The sequence below is a fragment of the Youxingia wuxianensis genome (genome assembly GCF_014385085.1).
Taxonomy (GTDB): domain Bacteria; phylum Bacillota; class Clostridia; order Oscillospirales; family Ruminococcaceae; genus Youxingia; species Youxingia wuxianensis.
The window spans coordinates 128763-145270 of record NZ_JACRTD010000001.1; the positions used below are offsets into that span (position 1 = coordinate 128763).

14 protein-coding genes are annotated in these 16508 nt (G+C 44.7%); 12 read left to right on the top strand and 2 right to left on the bottom strand.

Annotated features, from left to right (window positions below; all coding sequences use genetic code 11):
- Nucleotide 1 precedes the first annotated feature (1 nt).
- Both H8705_RS00640 and H8705_RS00645 read right to left on the bottom strand, forming a co-directional pair.
- A complete protein-coding gene (locus H8705_RS00640) occupies nucleotides 2-1336 on the bottom strand; it encodes a sensor histidine kinase (RefSeq protein WP_262393946.1) in 1335 nt (444 codons plus the stop codon).
- Entirely contained in the window at nucleotides 1333-2046 is a 714-nt protein-coding gene (locus H8705_RS00645; protein WP_262393947.1) for a LytR/AlgR family response regulator transcription factor, read from the bottom strand. Before H8705_RS00645 ends, H8705_RS00640 begins: the two co-directional genes overlap by 4 nt.
- Nucleotides 2047-2391: 345 nt before the next feature.
- Between H8705_RS00645 and H8705_RS00650 the strand changes: the two genes are divergently transcribed.
- The 12 genes from H8705_RS00650 (at nucleotide 2392) to H8705_RS00705 (ending at nucleotide 16455) form a co-directional block, all read left to right on the top strand.
- Nucleotides 2392-2703, top strand: coding sequence for a hypothetical protein (locus tag H8705_RS00650; RefSeq protein WP_262393948.1), 312 nt, complete (start codon nucleotides 2392-2394; stop codon nucleotides 2701-2703).
- A 43-nt stretch (nucleotides 2704-2746) separates the two neighbouring features.
- On the top strand, nucleotides 2747-3811 hold the full coding sequence (locus H8705_RS00655) for a V-type ATPase subunit (protein WP_262394234.1): 1065 nt from the start codon (nucleotides 2747-2749) through the stop codon (nucleotides 3809-3811).
- A 50-nt stretch (nucleotides 3812-3861) separates the two neighbouring features.
- Nucleotides 3862-5799, top strand: coding sequence for a V-type ATP synthase subunit I (locus H8705_RS00660; protein WP_262393949.1), 1938 nt, complete (start codon nucleotides 3862-3864; stop codon nucleotides 5797-5799).
- A gap of 25 nt (nucleotides 5800-5824) precedes the next feature.
- Nucleotides 5825-6286, top strand: coding sequence for an ATP synthase subunit C (locus tag H8705_RS00665; RefSeq protein WP_262393950.1), 462 nt, complete (start codon nucleotides 5825-5827; stop codon nucleotides 6284-6286).
- Between the two features lie 46 nt (nucleotides 6287-6332).
- Entirely contained in the window at nucleotides 6333-6641 is a 309-nt protein-coding gene (locus tag H8705_RS00670) for a V-type ATP synthase subunit F (RefSeq protein WP_262393951.1), read from the top strand.
- 55 nt (nucleotides 6642-6696) lie between these two features.
- Nucleotides 6697-7305 carry a V-type ATP synthase subunit E gene (locus H8705_RS00675; RefSeq protein ID WP_262393952.1) on the top strand — a complete coding sequence of 203 codons (609 nt, stop codon included), beginning with the start codon at nucleotides 6697-6699 and terminating at the stop codon, nucleotides 7303-7305.
- Entirely contained in the window at nucleotides 7306-9057 is a 1752-nt protein-coding gene (locus H8705_RS00680) for a V-type ATP synthase subunit A (protein ID WP_262393953.1), read from the top strand. It abuts the gene before it with no gap.
- A gap of 14 nt (nucleotides 9058-9071) precedes the next feature.
- A complete protein-coding gene (locus H8705_RS00685; RefSeq protein WP_262393954.1) occupies nucleotides 9072-10475 on the top strand; it encodes a V-type ATP synthase subunit B in 1404 nt (467 codons plus the stop codon).
- 33 nt (nucleotides 10476-10508) lie between these two features.
- Nucleotides 10509-11132: a V-type ATP synthase subunit D gene (locus tag H8705_RS00690; protein WP_262393955.1), complete on the top strand. Its 624-nt coding sequence runs from the start codon at nucleotides 10509-10511 to the stop codon at nucleotides 11130-11132.
- 147 nt (nucleotides 11133-11279) lie between these two features.
- Nucleotides 11280-12677 carry an APC family permease gene (locus H8705_RS00695; protein WP_262393956.1) on the top strand — a complete coding sequence of 466 codons (1398 nt, stop codon included), beginning with the start codon at nucleotides 11280-11282 and terminating at the stop codon, nucleotides 12675-12677.
- A 252-nt stretch (nucleotides 12678-12929) separates the two neighbouring features.
- Nucleotides 12930-14594, top strand: a complete 1665-nt coding sequence (locus tag H8705_RS00700) for an amidohydrolase (RefSeq protein ID WP_262393957.1) — start codon at nucleotides 12930-12932, stop codon at nucleotides 14592-14594.
- 253 nt (nucleotides 14595-14847) lie between these two features.
- Nucleotides 14848-16455, top strand: coding sequence for a Na+/H+ antiporter NhaC family protein (locus H8705_RS00705; RefSeq protein ID WP_262393958.1), 1608 nt, complete (start codon nucleotides 14848-14850; stop codon nucleotides 16453-16455).
- The last annotated feature ends 53 nt before the right edge of the window (nucleotides 16456-16508 follow it).

A 16508-nucleotide genomic window follows, 5' to 3' on the forward strand; every position in this document is an offset into this window, starting at 1 on the left:
TTTATTTATTTTGAGGCAGATCCAAACCTAACAGGCAGGAAACGGTAAATACATTGTCTTCATGGGTAATGGAAACTTTTCCGTTATATTTTTCCACCACCCGCTGAACATTAGACAATCCGATACCACTGTAGCGGGCGCCGGTTTTTACCGTCTGATATACGTGGTTTTCGATTTTTACCTGACCGTTATAAGCGTTGGAAATATTTACGTATAAATACTCTTTTTTAATGCTGGCCTTTACATCAATAAATTTTTTTGGGCCGTCCTCTTCGATGCGGTTACAAGCTTCAATAGCGTTGTCCATTAAATTTCCCAGCAGGATACAGATATCCACATCGTCAATGGTAAGTATAGGAGGAATAATCAGGCTAAGCTTTACAGGAATTTCATTGCGGGAAGCGACAGAAAGCTTCTGATTTAAAATCGAATCAAACACCCGGTTGCCGCTTTGACAGGAAGACTGAAGCTGAACGGTGTCGTTATACACCCTATTGATGTATTGAGAAGCCTCGTCATACTGCTGGCTATCCAGCATGGTTTTAATATAGCGCATGTGGTTTTTTAAGTCGTGGAAAATACTTTGAATCTCCTTCTGCTGGGAATCCAAAGCGCTGTAATAGTTATTTTGCATAGCCAGCATCTGCTCTACCATCATTTTCTGACGGTTCACATTGTCCAGCGTAGATGTACGGTCGGTTAAAAAATAGAGAGACAGGGAAGTCAGAAATAAAAGTCCGCTGATCGTCAGGTGATAGACAAAAAAGTAGGAAGAGCTTTGTATCGTAGAAGTGAAGATGAACAGCTTAAAGATAAGTAATAACATGCACAAAGGGACCGTGAACACATAAATTCCATTAAACACCGCCCGATGTTTTTCCTGCAATCCCCGCAGCTTATCGATGATATACACTAGAAGGGAAAATATTGTATACAGGAAAATTTGAGTGAGAATAGTTTGCTTTAAAGTTACGGGATAATCCCAGACCGATTGTTGCTGTATTCGCCAGTGCATTGTGGAAGCCAATATGGTACAGGCATAGTTTAAGGCCACAAACATAAAGGATACAGTAATTTTAACTTCAGCGATATCGTTAAAAAACAGAAAAGCGATAATAACAATCAGGAAAAAACAAAAGCTGGAAACAAAATAGACAGAAAAATCATTGACTGAAGTAAAGATAACACAGCAGAAATAACCAATCAGAGCAAGGACATAATATTTCTTTTTTACCAAGTTGCGGTTAAGAAAAGTGGCAAAAGCATGGTAGAGCATAGCGGTTTCCGTAACACAAATCAGTACAATCGTTATAATTTTAACAACTTCGTAGGTCATGGCATCTTCTCTGTATATGACAAAAACCGCTCATAAATTTCTTTTGAACGGTGTTTGCTCATAAAAACCGTATCATTATTCTCCATGGTAATAATCCCTTTAAAAATATTTTTCACATTTTTCAGGTTTACCACATAACTTTTGTGTGCACGGACGAAATCAAAGGCCTCCAACCGCTGCGCTATTTCGCTTATTTTGCCGGTAAAAGAATACTGCATATCCTTTGTGTGAAGATTGATGGTACGCACATCGGATTCAAAGTAATAAATGTCGTCCATCTTTATTTTTGTAATACCGCTTTCATTACTGACAGTGAAATATTCCTGGGTTGTTTGTCCAGCCTGATCGAGAATATTTCTTACCTCTGTTAGAAAACTTTCTTTTTCCACCGGCTTTAAAATATATCGGTATGCATTTACCCGGTAGCCGTCCATAGCGAACTGAATGGTAGAAGTAACGATTAGGATAGGCACCGAACTGTCATATTCCCGGATGAGCTTGGCGGTTTCAATTCCATTGATGGAATCCATACACATATCCAACACTAAAAGATCAAACCGTCTGCCGTTTTTATAGGTTTTAACAAGCTCATAGCCGTCATTAAACGTTAAAACTTCCATGTGATAGTTTGATTTTTTCAGTTCACTCAGATAGGTCGTCAATATTTGAAGATCTATTTTACTGTCATCGCACAGTGCGACATAAAACATATAAACTACCACCTCTTACCCCTTAAACTAAACTGCAAAACACCCCAAAAGCAATCATCCCAAAAACGCACTACTTTCAATTATATACAAAATTTTCAATTTAACAAGGGGGAAAATCAGGAGAAATGTAAACTCCCGATTTTAACACAAAAATTCCCTTTTTTTAAAACTTGGTGGAAACAGGCCTTAGATTTGGTTATAAATTATGTTAAGAGATAGTGAAACTCCAATAAAATTTTTATGAATACAAATGAAAACTATTAAAAATAACTATAAAAGATCATTTATTCTTGCGTGAAAATAGAAGATCCTGTCGAAACGGGTAGACAAGTAAGGAGGGAAAATATGAACCGTAAGGCGCTAGACCAACTGTTGGCGGCGGATCGTATGGCGGCGGATTCCGTGGAGAGCGAACAAAACAAATTAGACCATGTAATTGCCAGCATTGAACAACAGAAAAATATGCTGCGGGAAGCCAGCCTGCACATGGTTGAAGAAAAAGCTGCCGCCGTCAGGCAGCAGCAGCAAAAACAAGTGGAGCAGGCTACAAGCGAATGCCAGCGGCAATACAACGTTTTAATGGAGAGCCTGGATCAGAAATATGAGCGCAACCATAAACGTTGGGAGGAAGAACTGTACGTCAGATGTATGCTCTGATATACGAAAATAATATCTGGAGGGGGAGTAGCTGTTGCTAAATATGAAAGAAACAAACCTACAGGCCAGCAATGCAATACTGGCAATCGCCCGTTCCATGTATGGCAGGCGCCTGAGGGAAAACAACTACCGCGACCTTCTGGCAAAACCAACAATCGCTGATGTGGTCACCTACTTAAAAAATGAAACTTATTACGGCAATGCACTGGAACCTGTACAAGATTTAAAAGGGGCGGCGGACCACAGAGTTCATGTAGAACACTTATTGCGCGCGAGCGTGTATGAAAAATGCGGCAAGATGCTTCGTTTCCGTTTTACCGATGATAAGGAGGATTTTTTCAGCTTCCTTGTATTAAAAAGCGAGGTAGATGAAATTCTCACCTGTGTACGTCTGATTGCTACCAATTCAAAAGAGCCTTATGACGTGGTATTTCCACAAACCCTTTTGGATTATTCCAAAATCGATTTAAAGGCAGTAGCTACCGCTCAAACCTTTGAAGAACTTTTGTCGGTACTGCGCTATACCGATTATTATCCGATTTTGGAATCTCAGGACCTGGAGGAGATCCACAGCGATCCTACCCGGCTGACCATGGTGGAAGCGGATTTGATTGAGTTTTATTACGACAAGATTTTCGGACTGATCCGCAGTCAATTTGACGGGATGGCGAAAGAGCAGTTGGAAGAGATGTTTTATACCGAGATTGATATTATGAATATTTCCTTAATCTACCGGATGAAAACATTTTTTAACTGTGACGATGATTTTATAAGAAACAGTATTATCTCCGCGCATACTTCTATGGACCGAAAGATATTGGACGACTTGATCGCCAGTACAAGTCCACAACAAGTGGTGGAAATCTTACAGCGCACCGATTACAGAAAGGACTTTGAGCATAAAGGAATCCAGTATGCGGAACGGTTTTCTCAATTGGCAAAAAACCGTATGGCTAAAAAATTTATCCGCGGTTCTATTGAGGTTCCAGTTGTATTTGTTTCCTATATCATGCTGCTGAATATCGAAGTAGAAAATATCATTAACATCATAGAAGGTAAAAAATACGAAATACCAGCAGATGAAATAGAAAAACTTTTAATATTCTAGGGTGTATTTCCCGTTTGCATTTAATTTCAGTAGAAAGGCGGTGTAATTCCTTGGCAATTACCAAAATGACGCTGGTGGATATCAAAGGCAACAAGTCCAAATTGGATGAAGTGCTACTGAAATGTATTGGAACAGGCGTTTTTAATCCGGAGCAGGCCTCTGCCTTAACAAAATATGCCAGAGGTATCAGCGCGGCGCAAAGTGTGAATACTTATCAGACCAGTATGCAGAAGCTGACGGAGATTGCAGATTGCTGCAAAGTAGAACTCACCTATGAGGACTTTGACGGGCTGGATGTTGATAATATTGTTCAGCACATTGAGCAGCTGCATGAGAGAACACTCCGTTTAGCGGGCCAGAGGGATGAGTACCAAAGCGAGCTTAAAAAACTAAAAACTGCGTCCCAGGACTTAAAACATCTCATGGAGTTGGATCTTCCGTTAAAGCAGCTGGGGGAAGGGAAATATTTGACTACCCTTTATGGAAGCATCCCCTCGTCCAATGCGAAAAAATTGACGGAAGAAAGTATCGGGCCCTTTGTGTTTTTCGAGTGTGAGAAAGAGGAAGAGCGGACATGGGGACTGTGTATCACTCTTAAAAAAGAACTTTCGCTAACTCAGGAAACACTTTCCAGTGTGGGATTTCAAGCTTCTCCTTTGGATATGACTTTGGATAACACACCCAAAGAACTGGTGACCCAACTGGAAAGCGACAGTAAACAAGTAGAGGAAAAGCTCAAGCTGGTAGAAACCGAGCTCAACGATACGGTTTGCAGCGAAAAACAACGGTTATGCAAAATCTATGCCCGTTTGAAAGCGGCAATGAAAAGTTTGGATGTGCGTAGATACGCGGTGTACATAAGGGATGAGTTCCATCTGATTGGGTTTGTTCCTACAGACGAGATAAACCGCTTTGTGCTTCAGATGGAATTGATCGATACGGTGGAAGTGACCGCTACCCCAGCGGAACAGGAACAGGAAATTCAAGCGCCTGTAAAGCTGAAAAGCAACCGGCTGGTAAAACCTTTTGAAATGTTTATCGACATGTACGGATTGCCCGGTTACAACGAGATGGACCCCACTCCGTTTGTGGCGCTTACATACACCATTTTGTTCGGTATCATGTTCGGCGATCTGGGGCAAGGGCTGGTTATGTCTCTGGTTGGCTGGTTTATGAGCCGTAAAAATGGGGGTAACTTCGGAAAGATATTGGTAAGAATCGGATTTTCCTCCGCGATATTCGGATTTTTGTATGGTTCGGTGTTCGGAATAGAAACTCTTCTGGATCCTTTCTATATCAACGTATTAGGAATGTCGGGAAAACCGATCCATGTTATGGATCCAGATACCATTTCCATGCTGCTTATTGCGGCGATTGCCGTGGGCGCGATTATGATCTTAGCCTCTATGCTGATGAATGTGGCGCTGGGTATCAAACAAAAAGACTATGAAAAGGCGCTCTTCTCCCACAATGGTTTGGCGGGTATTGTGCTTTACGGGTCCATTTTGGTCGGAGCAGCGTGTTTGATGCTTTTAGATATCAATCTGTTTACCATTCCTTATATTGTTGGATTGATCGTTCTTCCGGTACTTTTGATCTTCCTAAAACATCCCCTTGCCAACCTGCTCTCCAAAAACGATCATCTCTTTGGTGAAGAGGGCGCAGGCGGCTATTTATCAGAAAGCGGATTTGAAATGTTTGAAATTCTGCTTAGCTATGCTACCAATACCATGTCTTTCCTGCGTGTAGGCGGATTTATTATCAGCCACGCCGGTATGATGGCGGTAGTTATGACACTGACCGAAATGATGAACAGTGTGGGCGGTATTGTCATGCTGATTTTTGGAAACATCTTCGTAATGTGTCTGGAAGGATTTATTGTTGGTATCGCCGGCCTGAGGCTGGAGTTTTATGAAATGTTCAGCAGATATTATAATGGCGGCGGCGAACCTTACAGACCGGTGTCTGTATATGCGGATAATGATTAACAATTAATTTTTGGAGGTAGAAATTATGAATTACATGACATTTATTATTCCTGCGGTTGTAGTAGCTCTTTTGGCGCTTCCCCTGCTTAAAGGCATGAAAGGCACCTTGACCCCGCAACAGGCAAAAAGAAGAATTATTGCTAATATCTGTGTATTTGCCTTGGTGTGCGTCGCTGGCGTCGCTACCCCTATCGGCAGTTTGATAGTAAACGCATCCGCGGAGCCTGCCGCTGCCGCCGCTGCTACAGCAGCTGTTAGTTTCCCTGGAAGCTGGGCGCAGGCGTTTGGATTTATCTCCGCCGCTTTGGTTACTAGTATTGCCGCTATCGCTTCTGCGAAGGCGATTGCCGCTGCCGCTCCTGCCGCTATCGGCGCTGTTTCGGAAGACCCCAAATCCTTCGGTAAAGTTATTATCTTCGTTGTACTTGGTGAAGGTATCGCTATTTATGGCCTTTTGATCTCCATCCTGATTATCAATAAACTGTAATAATGACAGGGTACCCCAAGAGTTCTAAGTTTAGGGGGAGGAACGGATGAAATACTTTCTTATAAGCGATAATGTGGATACCAGTGTCGGTATGAGGCTTGCCGGAATTACAGGCGTTGTGGTACATACAGCACAGGAAGTGCGTCAGCAGTTGGAAAAAGCCTGTGCAGACGAAGAAATAGGCGTTGTACTTATGACCCACAAATTGATCAAGCTTTGCCCCGATTTGGTATACGACATCAAACTCAATTATAAACGCCCCCTGATCGTGGAAGTGGCAGATCGACATGGCGAAGGACAGCTTTCCGATTCTCTTACCCGATATGTAAGAGAATCCATAGGAATAAAGATCTAACGTCAGGCGGGAAAGCGCACTTACCTTAGCCTTTGGGCGGATAGGAGGTTAACATTTGGATACTTTAGAAAACAATATCAATCTTATTCTTGACGAAATATCCTCTTTGGCCCAAGAAGAAAGATTGGCTATTAGCAAACAGGCGGAAGATTTCCAGGAAAAAGAGCTGTCCAGGGTGAAAGAAAGCATCGAACAAGGCGCTGAGAGAAAAATCCAGGATGATATGGATGAAATCATAGAATCCGCTAAAAAGCAGATAGCGCAGTTTGACAACGATCAAAAGCAAAAGCTGCTTAATCATCGTGAAGAACTAATCCAGCGGGTATTCGCTACCGTAGGAAAAAAACTATCCGAGTATACCTATACAGATAAATATGAACAGGAAATACTCGCCAAGGTAACAGAAGCCGGTGCGAACCACAGCTTGGAAAACAGTATATTTCAAATGACTAAGCGGGACAGCGCGCTTTATGAAAAGATCAAGGAAGCGTTTGGCATGCCCTGCGAGGTGAAATCCGATGTTACTGTTGAAATCGGAGGGTTCAAACTGGTGAACCTACAGCAAGGTATCCTGATTGATGAAACTTTAGACAACCGGCTGCAGGAGCAAAAACGCTGGTTCTATCAGAATTGTGATTTAGGTGTAACGGAAGGAGTGAAGTAAATGAAAGAAAATTTAATTCATTCCATTAACGGGCCTGTAATCACCGTAAAAAATACCAAGGCATTTTCCATGTTGGAGATGGTGTATGTAGGAAATAAAAAATTAATTGGAGAGGTTATTTCCGTAAACGATGCGTTTACCACCATCCAGGTGTATGAGGGAACGACCGGTCTTATGCCGGGGGAACCGGTATATGCAACCGGAAGCCCGATGTGCGTTACATTAGGGCCTGGAATGCTGACTGGGATATTCGATGGAATTCAGCGTCCTCTTTCAAAAATATATGAAATCTCCGGGCTTTATGCGGATGAAGGCGTTAGTATCAACGCCTTGGACGAAACCCGGGAATGGGATATTACATTGAAGGTGCAGGTGGGGGACAAAGTGCTTGGCGGCCAAGTGTACGCCACCTGCCCTGAAACAGAACTGATCGTTCACCGCCTATTGGTGCCCCCTTCGTTAAACGGCTCGATTACATATACGGCGCCAAACGGAAAATATAAGCTGAACGATGTTATCGCGAAAGTACAGGATAAGTTTGGAAAAGAGCATGAATTGACTCTTTGCCAGAAATGGCCTATCCGGCAGGAGCGTCCCTGTGGAAAACGCCTTCCTGCCAATACTCCGCTGATTACAGGCCAGCGCGTTATCGACAGCCTGTTCCCAATTGCCAAAGGCGGTACCGCCGCGGTGCCGGGGGGATTTGGAACCGGGAAAACCGTTACCCAGCATCAGCTGGCCAAATGGTGCGACGCTGACATTATCGTATATATCGGCTGCGGCGAGCGCGGGAACGAAATGACCCAGGTTTTGGAAGAGTTTACTGACCTGATCGACCCAAAATCCGGGAAAGCGCTGACCGATCGAACCGTACTCATCGCCAATACATCCAATATGCCGGTGGCGGCTCGTGAAGCGTCCATTTATACCGGGATTACCATCGCAGAATATTTCCGTGACATGGGTTACCATGTAGCGGTTATGGCGGATAGTACTTCTCGTTGGGCAGAGGCTCTGCGTGAAATTTCCGGACGTTTGGAGGAAATGCCAGCGGAAGAAGGTTTCCCCGCATACCTGCCATCCCGCTTGTCAGAATTTTATGAACGTGCAGGTTATATGGTTACCTTATGCGGTGCGGAAGGTTCCGTTTCTATCATTGGCGCGGTTTCTCCCGCCGGTGGCGACTTCTCCGAGCCGGTTACCCAAAACACAAAACGTTTTGTACGCTGTTTCTGGACGCTGGATAAATCCCTGGCATATGCCCGGCATTATCCGTCCATCAACTGGACTACCAGTTACAGTGAATACTTAGATGATCTTAGCAAATGGTACCGTCAGAATATTGACAATGAATTTATGGCGGTTAGACAGAGAATTTCCGCTTTGCTTCAGGATGAAAGCCAGTTAATGGAAATCGTTAAACTGATCGGCTCCGACGTACTGCCGGATGATCAGAAGCTGGTGATTGAAATCGCACGGGTAATCCGTACCGGTTTCTTACAGCAGAACGCGTTCCACAAAGATGATACTTATGTTCCTTTGGAAAAGCAGTATAAGATGATGCTGGTAATACTTCATCTGTATGATAAAGCGAAAGAGGTTATTGCCAGAGGCATTCCGATTTCGGCGGTAATGGAAACAGGCTTGATGGAAGATGTCATTAAGATGAAATATGATATCCCCAACGATAATCTGGCCATGTTCCAGGATTACATGTCTGCGATTGATACCAAGCTGGCCAAAATACGATAAGGGGGGAGGCTACAATGAAATTACAGTATATCGGTCTGAAGGAAATTAACGGACCGTTGGTGGTAATCGACCATGTATCCTCAGCCAGTTACGATGAAATGGTCCAGATCAATTTGGATGACGGTTCCACCCGTATGGGGCGAATTGTACAGATTGAAGGCGAAAAAGTCGTAATTCAGGTATTTGAAGGTACAAGAGGGCTTTCCCTTACAAATACAGTTACTAACTTGTTAGGCCATCCCATGGAAATCCCGCTTTCCAAAGAAATGCTGGGACGTGTGTTCAGCGGAAGCGGCGAGCCGATTGATGATTTGGGTGCGATCCATCCGGATAAGTATGTGGATATCAATGGTAAAGCGCTCAACCCAGTGGCGAGGACCTACCCCAGAAACTACATAAATACCGGTATTTCCTCGATCGACTGTTTGATGACTCTGATCCGTGGGCAAAAGCTTCCCATCTTTTCCGGCTCTGGTATGAACCATAATAAACTGGCGGTTCAGATTGTACGCCAGGCGAAAATCGCGGAAGAAAATGGGCAGCAGTTCGGTATCGTATTCGCCGCTATGGGCGTAAAAAATGACGTTGCCGATTATTTTAGAACCTCTTTTGAGCAGTCGGGTGCGATTAAAAACGTAACCATGTTTATCAATCTTTCCAACGACCCGATCATTGAACGTATCCTGACCCCGCGATGTGCTTTGACCGTTGCAGAATATCTGGCGTTTGAGCATGATATGCACATTCTGGTTATTATGACAGATATGACTTCTTATGCGGAAGCGCTTCGTGAGTTCTCTTCTTCGAAGGAAGAAATCCCAGGGAGAAAAGGATATCCAGGGTACTTGTATTCAGACCTTGCATCTATTTATGAAAGGGCCGGGGTAGTACATGGACATAAAGGCTCGGTAACTCAGATTCCAATCCTTACGATGCCCAATGATGATATTACCCACCCAGTACCGGACCTCACCGGATACATTACCGAGGGGCAGATCGCTTTGGACCGAAACTTGGACCAGAAGGGGATTTATCCGCCGGTAGCGGTGCTCCCATCTTTATCCCGATTGATGAAGGATGGAATAGGCGAAGGGTATACTCGCGGTGATCATGCGCCCTTGGCGGACCAGTTATTTGCCTGTTACGCCAAAGTGCAGGACGCCAGAAGCTTGGCGTCGGTTATCGGTGAAGAGGAACTTTCCAAACAGGATAAAAACTATTTGGAGTTTGGGGAATTATTTGAAAAGCATTTTATCACCCAGGGGTTCACTGACAACCGTTCGATTGAAGAAACCTTGGATCTTGGATGGCAGTTGCTCTCTTTATTGCCGGTAGAAGTATTGGATAGGCTCAACAGTAAGCTGATTTCCCAGTACTACGACCCGGAAAAAGGACAGGAGCTTCGCAATCAGAGATAGCCGTCACTCACCAATGGAAAATGAGGATTAGCTATGAATAATACCATATTCCCAACAAAGGGTAATTTAATTAATACCAAAAAATCCCTAAAATTGGCGCGGTTGGGCTTCGATCTGATGGATCGGAAAAGAAACATCCTCATTCGTGAGATGATGAGCCTGATTGATCAGGCCAACCAGCTAAGGGATAAGGTGGATAAAACCTTTTCTGAAGCGTATATGGCTCTTCAGAAAGCGAACATCACCTTAGGCGTCTGTGAAAAGATCGCCAAAATGATACCGGAAGAGGAAACGGTGGAAATCACATACCGAAGCGTAATGGGAGTTGAAATTCCATCGGTGACTCAGCAGGACAGCAAAGTCGGGGCTTATTATGGGTTCTGGGGGACGAACTCCCAGATGGACCAGGCTTATCTGTCCTTCCATAAAGTAAAGCTGATGATGGCCCAGCTGGCGGAGATTGAAAACAGTGTTTACCGTCTTGCCGTCGCTGTGAAAAAGACACAGGGCAGGGCTAACGCCTTGAAAAACATCATTATCCCTCAATTCGAGTACACAGTAAAATATATTGCGGATGCACTGGAGGAGAAGGAAAGGGAAGAGTTTTCAAGGTTGAAGGTAATTAAGGCCAATAAATCAAACGGCAAAACGGCTTAGATTACCCCGGCGGCACAACAGCTTTTGTGCAAGTTAAATAAGGGAGAGGGGGATAAGAGGAAAACTTGGGGCTCTTTCGGCAGTGGGTATTGCTGCCGATCTTACGGCAAAAAGTTTAACACTTAAAATGAGGAGGTATTTATTTAAATGAGTGAAGAAAAGAAAACTACTACGGCAGAACAGACTGGCGGCGGTATGAGCCAGTTAGACATGCTTCTTAGCTTGGTTTGTGCAATCTTTTTCCTTGATACAATTGCTTCTACCGCTACCATGGGGTGGGCGTCGGTTACTTTCTATATTATCGTTGGATTGGTATTCTTCTTCCCAGGCAGCTTGACTGTTGCTGAACTTGGTTCTGCATATCCGGACGACGGCGGTATGGCCGGCTGGATTGCCAGAGCTTTCGGACCTAAAATGGGCGCCCGTATGGGTTACATTTACTGGGCTTGTAATGCGCTGTGGCTTTCCTCTAACTCCACCCTGTTTGTAAACGTATTTTGTCAGGTATTCAATCTTGAATTGAGCTCCTGGGCAAACACGATTTTTAACCTGGCGATTATCTGGGCGATCGTTTTCCTGCTTATGCGTCCGGCGAAAGGTACTACTGCAATGTTCAATTACGGCGCTATTGTAAAAATGATCATCGGTATCGGCTTGGTAGTTTCCGCGATTGCATTCCTGATGAAGAATGGCGCTCCTGCGAATCCGCCTTCTTTGGCTGCTATGAAGCCTACATTAGGAAGCTCTATCGCGTTTATTCCTGCATTGGTTTACAACTTCTTAGGATTTGAAACTGCATCTGCTAACGGTACCATGGAAAATCCTGGACGTGACGTACCGAAAGCTGCTTTGAAAAACGTAATTTTGGTTTGTGCTTTGTACATCGTATCTGTTTCTGCTATGCTGTGCGTACTGCCGACTGATAATATCAGCATTATTCGCGGTATCATTGACGCGTTCCGTACTGGTTTGGGTAGCAGCCCTGTGGTAACCGCTTTGATTTACCTGGTTGGTATTCTGTTCCTTTCCGTACTGTTCATTCAGGGTATGCTGTGGGTAGCTGCTCCGTGTAACACTGCGGCGGTTGCAGCGGAAACCGGCGACCTGCCTAAAGTATTCCAGAAGAGAAATAAACACGGCCAGCCTTCCAACGTGCTGATCATCTCCGGCTTTATGGGTACGGCTATGACCTTCATGGGAAGTTTGATGTCTGGTTCTGCGGAAGAAATGTTCTGGGCGATCTTCTCTTGTACCAGCTTCCTGCTGTTGATCCCATATCTGATTAACTTCCAGGCTTACCTGAAACTAAAGAAAACGGATAAAACTACTCCTCGTCCGTACGTATTCCCAGGTCCTTCCTGGCTGGCGGTATTCTTCACCAGAGTTGGTCAGTTTATCGTTTTAGCTACTATGGTTCTGTTCGTATGGACTCCGGGCGTGCCTCTGAATATGACTCAATTCCTGTTTGTAGTCATCGGTGTTATTATTGTTTTGGCACTGGGCGAAGTTTTGCTCAAAGTGGCTGAAAAACAAAGAGGAAAATAATTTTACCTGACACCACTTACTTGACCCACTTATATCATCCCCCTATGATGCAAGGCGGCGGCCACCCACCGCCGCCGGCATCAACCCCTTTGAATAAGTGTACTTAGGTTTGTGGATTTTCTGGCAGCGCAGAGACGGTATGACGCCGTGATAACGCAGTCAGTAGATAAATAATGGGACACTTTAAATAACTATTGAACCAGCAGCAATGGTTATAGCAAAAAATATTCATGCTGGAGAAAGGCAGTTACTATGAAAGCTGAGTTAGTATTTAAGAATGGCTGCGTCTATACCGCAGACAAAAATCGTACAATGGCACAGGCTGTAGCCATTGCTGGCGGAAAAATCGTATATGTAGGCGATAATGCCGGCGTAGAGGCATTTATCGGTCCGGATACACAAGTAACCGACCTGGCCGGCAAAATGTTAATGCCTTCTTTCTTTGAAGGCCATGTTCACTACACCAAAGCAACTTCTACTGTAGTAGGTATCAACCTTGCTGGTATGGATACCGAAGAACAGTATGTAAATGCAATGAAGAAATTCTTAGCGGACAATCCGAACATCACCGCGCTTCGCGGTCAGGGTTATCTGGAAGCTTGCTTCCCAGGGATCGGCCCTCGTAAAGAAGCGCTGGATGCAGTGTCTACTGAGATCCCCATCGTTGTGCAGGCGGAAACCCTCCACTCTTTGTGGTGTAACTCCAAAGCCATTGAAGTGGCTGGCGTAACCAATGATACTCCGGATCCGGAAAATGGACGTATTGAAAGAAATCCTGACGGAAGCGCTCACGGCTGTTTCAGAGAAAGCGCGCAGGATTTGATCCTTGACGCTCTGCCGGACTACACAGTAGAAGATTATAAAAAAGGTATCCTTTCCTTCCAGGAAATGGCTCATAAATATGGCTTTACCGGCGCTTATGATCCTTGGCTCAACGCAGGCAGCAACGCTATCGAAGCTCTGAAAGAGCTGGATAAAGAAGGTAAGCTGACCATGCATTTCAGAGGCGCTTACTGGATGAATCCTCATCGCGGACCGGAACAGGTAAAAGAAATTGTTGATGCAAGAGAACGCGATGATAAGGGCGATCTGTTCAGAATCTGTGCGGTTAAATTATTTATGGACGGTGTTCTGGAGAGTCTGACTGGTTTCTTGCTTAAACCATATGAGAAGGCGGAAGGCAGACCGGAAGGCTGGAGAGGCGACCAGATCTGGGATCCTGATAACATGAATAAATGTGTAGCCGCAATCGATAAAGCTGGCATGGGTATCCATGTACACTGCGCAGGCGACGCTGCGGTAAAACAGTCCTTGGATGCGATTGAATACGCTCAGAAAGAAAATGGAAAACGTGACGCAAGACATTGTATCACCCACATCTTCCTGGTTGATCCTGCAGATGTAAAACGTTTCAAAGACATGGGTGTTGTAGCGATGCTCAACTCCTACTGGGCTCAGATCGATGAGACCTACTTTGTAAACGGTACTTATACTGGTATGGACCGTATCGCTCATACCTTCCCGGTAAACTGCTTCTTCAAAGAAGGCTGTATCGTTGCTAATGCCAGCGATTATCCGATTACTGCGGTTCCCAACCCATTTGTTGGTATCGAAATCGGTGTTACCCGTATCGCTCCTGACAACTATCATCCTTGGATATTTAACTATGATGATCCGAAGTTCCATGAGCCGCTGTGGCCAGAAGAACGCGCGGACATCAAGGATATGATCGACAGCTTTACTATTAACCAGGCTTATGCCAACTTTGTTGATGACATCAGCGGTTCTATTGAAGTTGGTAAGAATGCAGACATGATTGTAGTAGACAAGAATATTCTGGAAGTTAAACCGGAAGATATTGGTACTGCAGTTGTTGAGAAAACACTGTTTATGGGTAAAACCGTATACGAAGCGTAAGAGGTTTTATAATTACATAGGGAGAACAGGTTGCCGCTTGTTCTCCCTATCGGCTTACCTAAATGTTTCAAGGAGGTGGATAATGTAGGGGATGGAAAAACAAATTGAATGGGGCAGAAGTTTTATTAGTATTGATAATTTGTTTACTATAAATACCCGCCTGTTACTACGATAGCGCGTTTAATTGCAATGGCTCTATCCGGTTTCATCGTGTCCCGGATAACTTCATTCTTAAGTGAAAGAAGATGACATTATGTTGGAGCATGCATACGGGTGGTTGTCTATTATACCGCCTCTAATCGCTATTACCTTAGCGGTTACTACCAAAGAAGTATTTGGTTCCCTGTTGGTAGGGATTATTTCTGGGTATGCAATTTATGTAAATTTCGCACCACCAAGCATCCTGGCGACGCTTGAAATTACAAATCCGGTTTTAGGACCATTAAACGAAACTGTAAACGCCATGCTGGGCGCTACAAGTAACAGAGATAACCTGGCGCTGCTGTTTTTCCTGGCCATGCTGGGCGGACTGGTAGCAATACTTACTGCGGCCGGGGGATCGAAGGCATTCGCCAAATGGGCGACTACAAAGATAAAAAGCAAACGAGCTGCGCAGCTGGCGACTTTTGCCTTGGGCTGTGTCATCTTTATCGATGACTATTTCAATGCTTTGACTGTAGGCAATGTCATGCGCCCGATTACCGACCGCTATAAAATTTCCCGGGCAAAGCTGGCGTATATTATCGATAGTACGGCGGCTCCGGTGACTATTTTGTTTCCAGTTTCCAGCTGGGTGGCGACGGTAATTTCCCTGATTAATCCCAGCTTGCAGCAATATGGGTTTAAAGAACAGGGCCTGGGAGCGTTTATGTCCGCCTGTCCGTTTAACTATTATGCGTGGCTGACACTGCTGATGGTAGTGTTAGTGGCGACGTTAAATGTAGATTTTGGTCCTATGGCAAGGTTTGAACGAATCTCTCAGGAACAAGGTTCTGATGCTGTCAGTGCCCAGGATTCCCCAGATGATGAGATGGAGGTTCTGGATGTGTCGGACAAGGGGACCGCATGGGATTTAATATTGTCCATTGTGGTCCTTGTAGCTTTAGCTCTGCTGTCAATGTTATACACCGGAGGATTTTTTGACGGAGTACCCGCTGCGGCGGCTTTGTCCAACTGCGATTCTTCCATTTCCCTGGTATATGCGGGGACAGGGACTTTAATTTTTACCTTGTTTTTATTTGTGCCGCGGAAATTGATGACGATTAAGCAGTTTATTGAGGCATTTGTGCAAGGAATAAAATCTATGGTTTCCGCCATCTTCATGCTTATTTTGGCGTGGACATTTGCCAGTGTGCTCAGTGAGGGTGTGCTTAGTACCGGCAGTTTCGTGGCTGGTATGGTTGCAGGCAATATTCCTGGATTTATCCTTCCAGTGATTATCTTCCTGCTTTCCGCATTTATTGCCTTTACCACCGGCGTATCCTGGGGCGCTATGGCGATTATGCTGCCCACTTCTATCGCAGTATGCGCGGTGGTAGCCCCGGAGCACATTGCGGCGGTCCTTGGCGCTACTCTTGCAGGATCGGTTTACGGAGATCATTGTTCCCCTCTGGCGGATACTACCATTCTGTCCTCTGCGGGGGCGTCCTGCGTACATTTAGACCATGTGATGTCTCAGCTGCCTTATGCCAATGTTGTGGCGGGGATCAGCCTGGTCGGTTTTTTAGTTGCAGGACTTACCTTTAATCCGTGGATACCAATGGCTGTTTGTGTCCTGCTGATAACAACTGTGATGCTGGTTATCCATTACCGGATACAGAAACGCGACGCTCGGTTGCTTCGGCAGTCTTCAGATTTTTGAAGGCTACTTGCGTCTATGGGAGAAAAGTGAAAGAAAAGAAGCCCGCTGTGCCA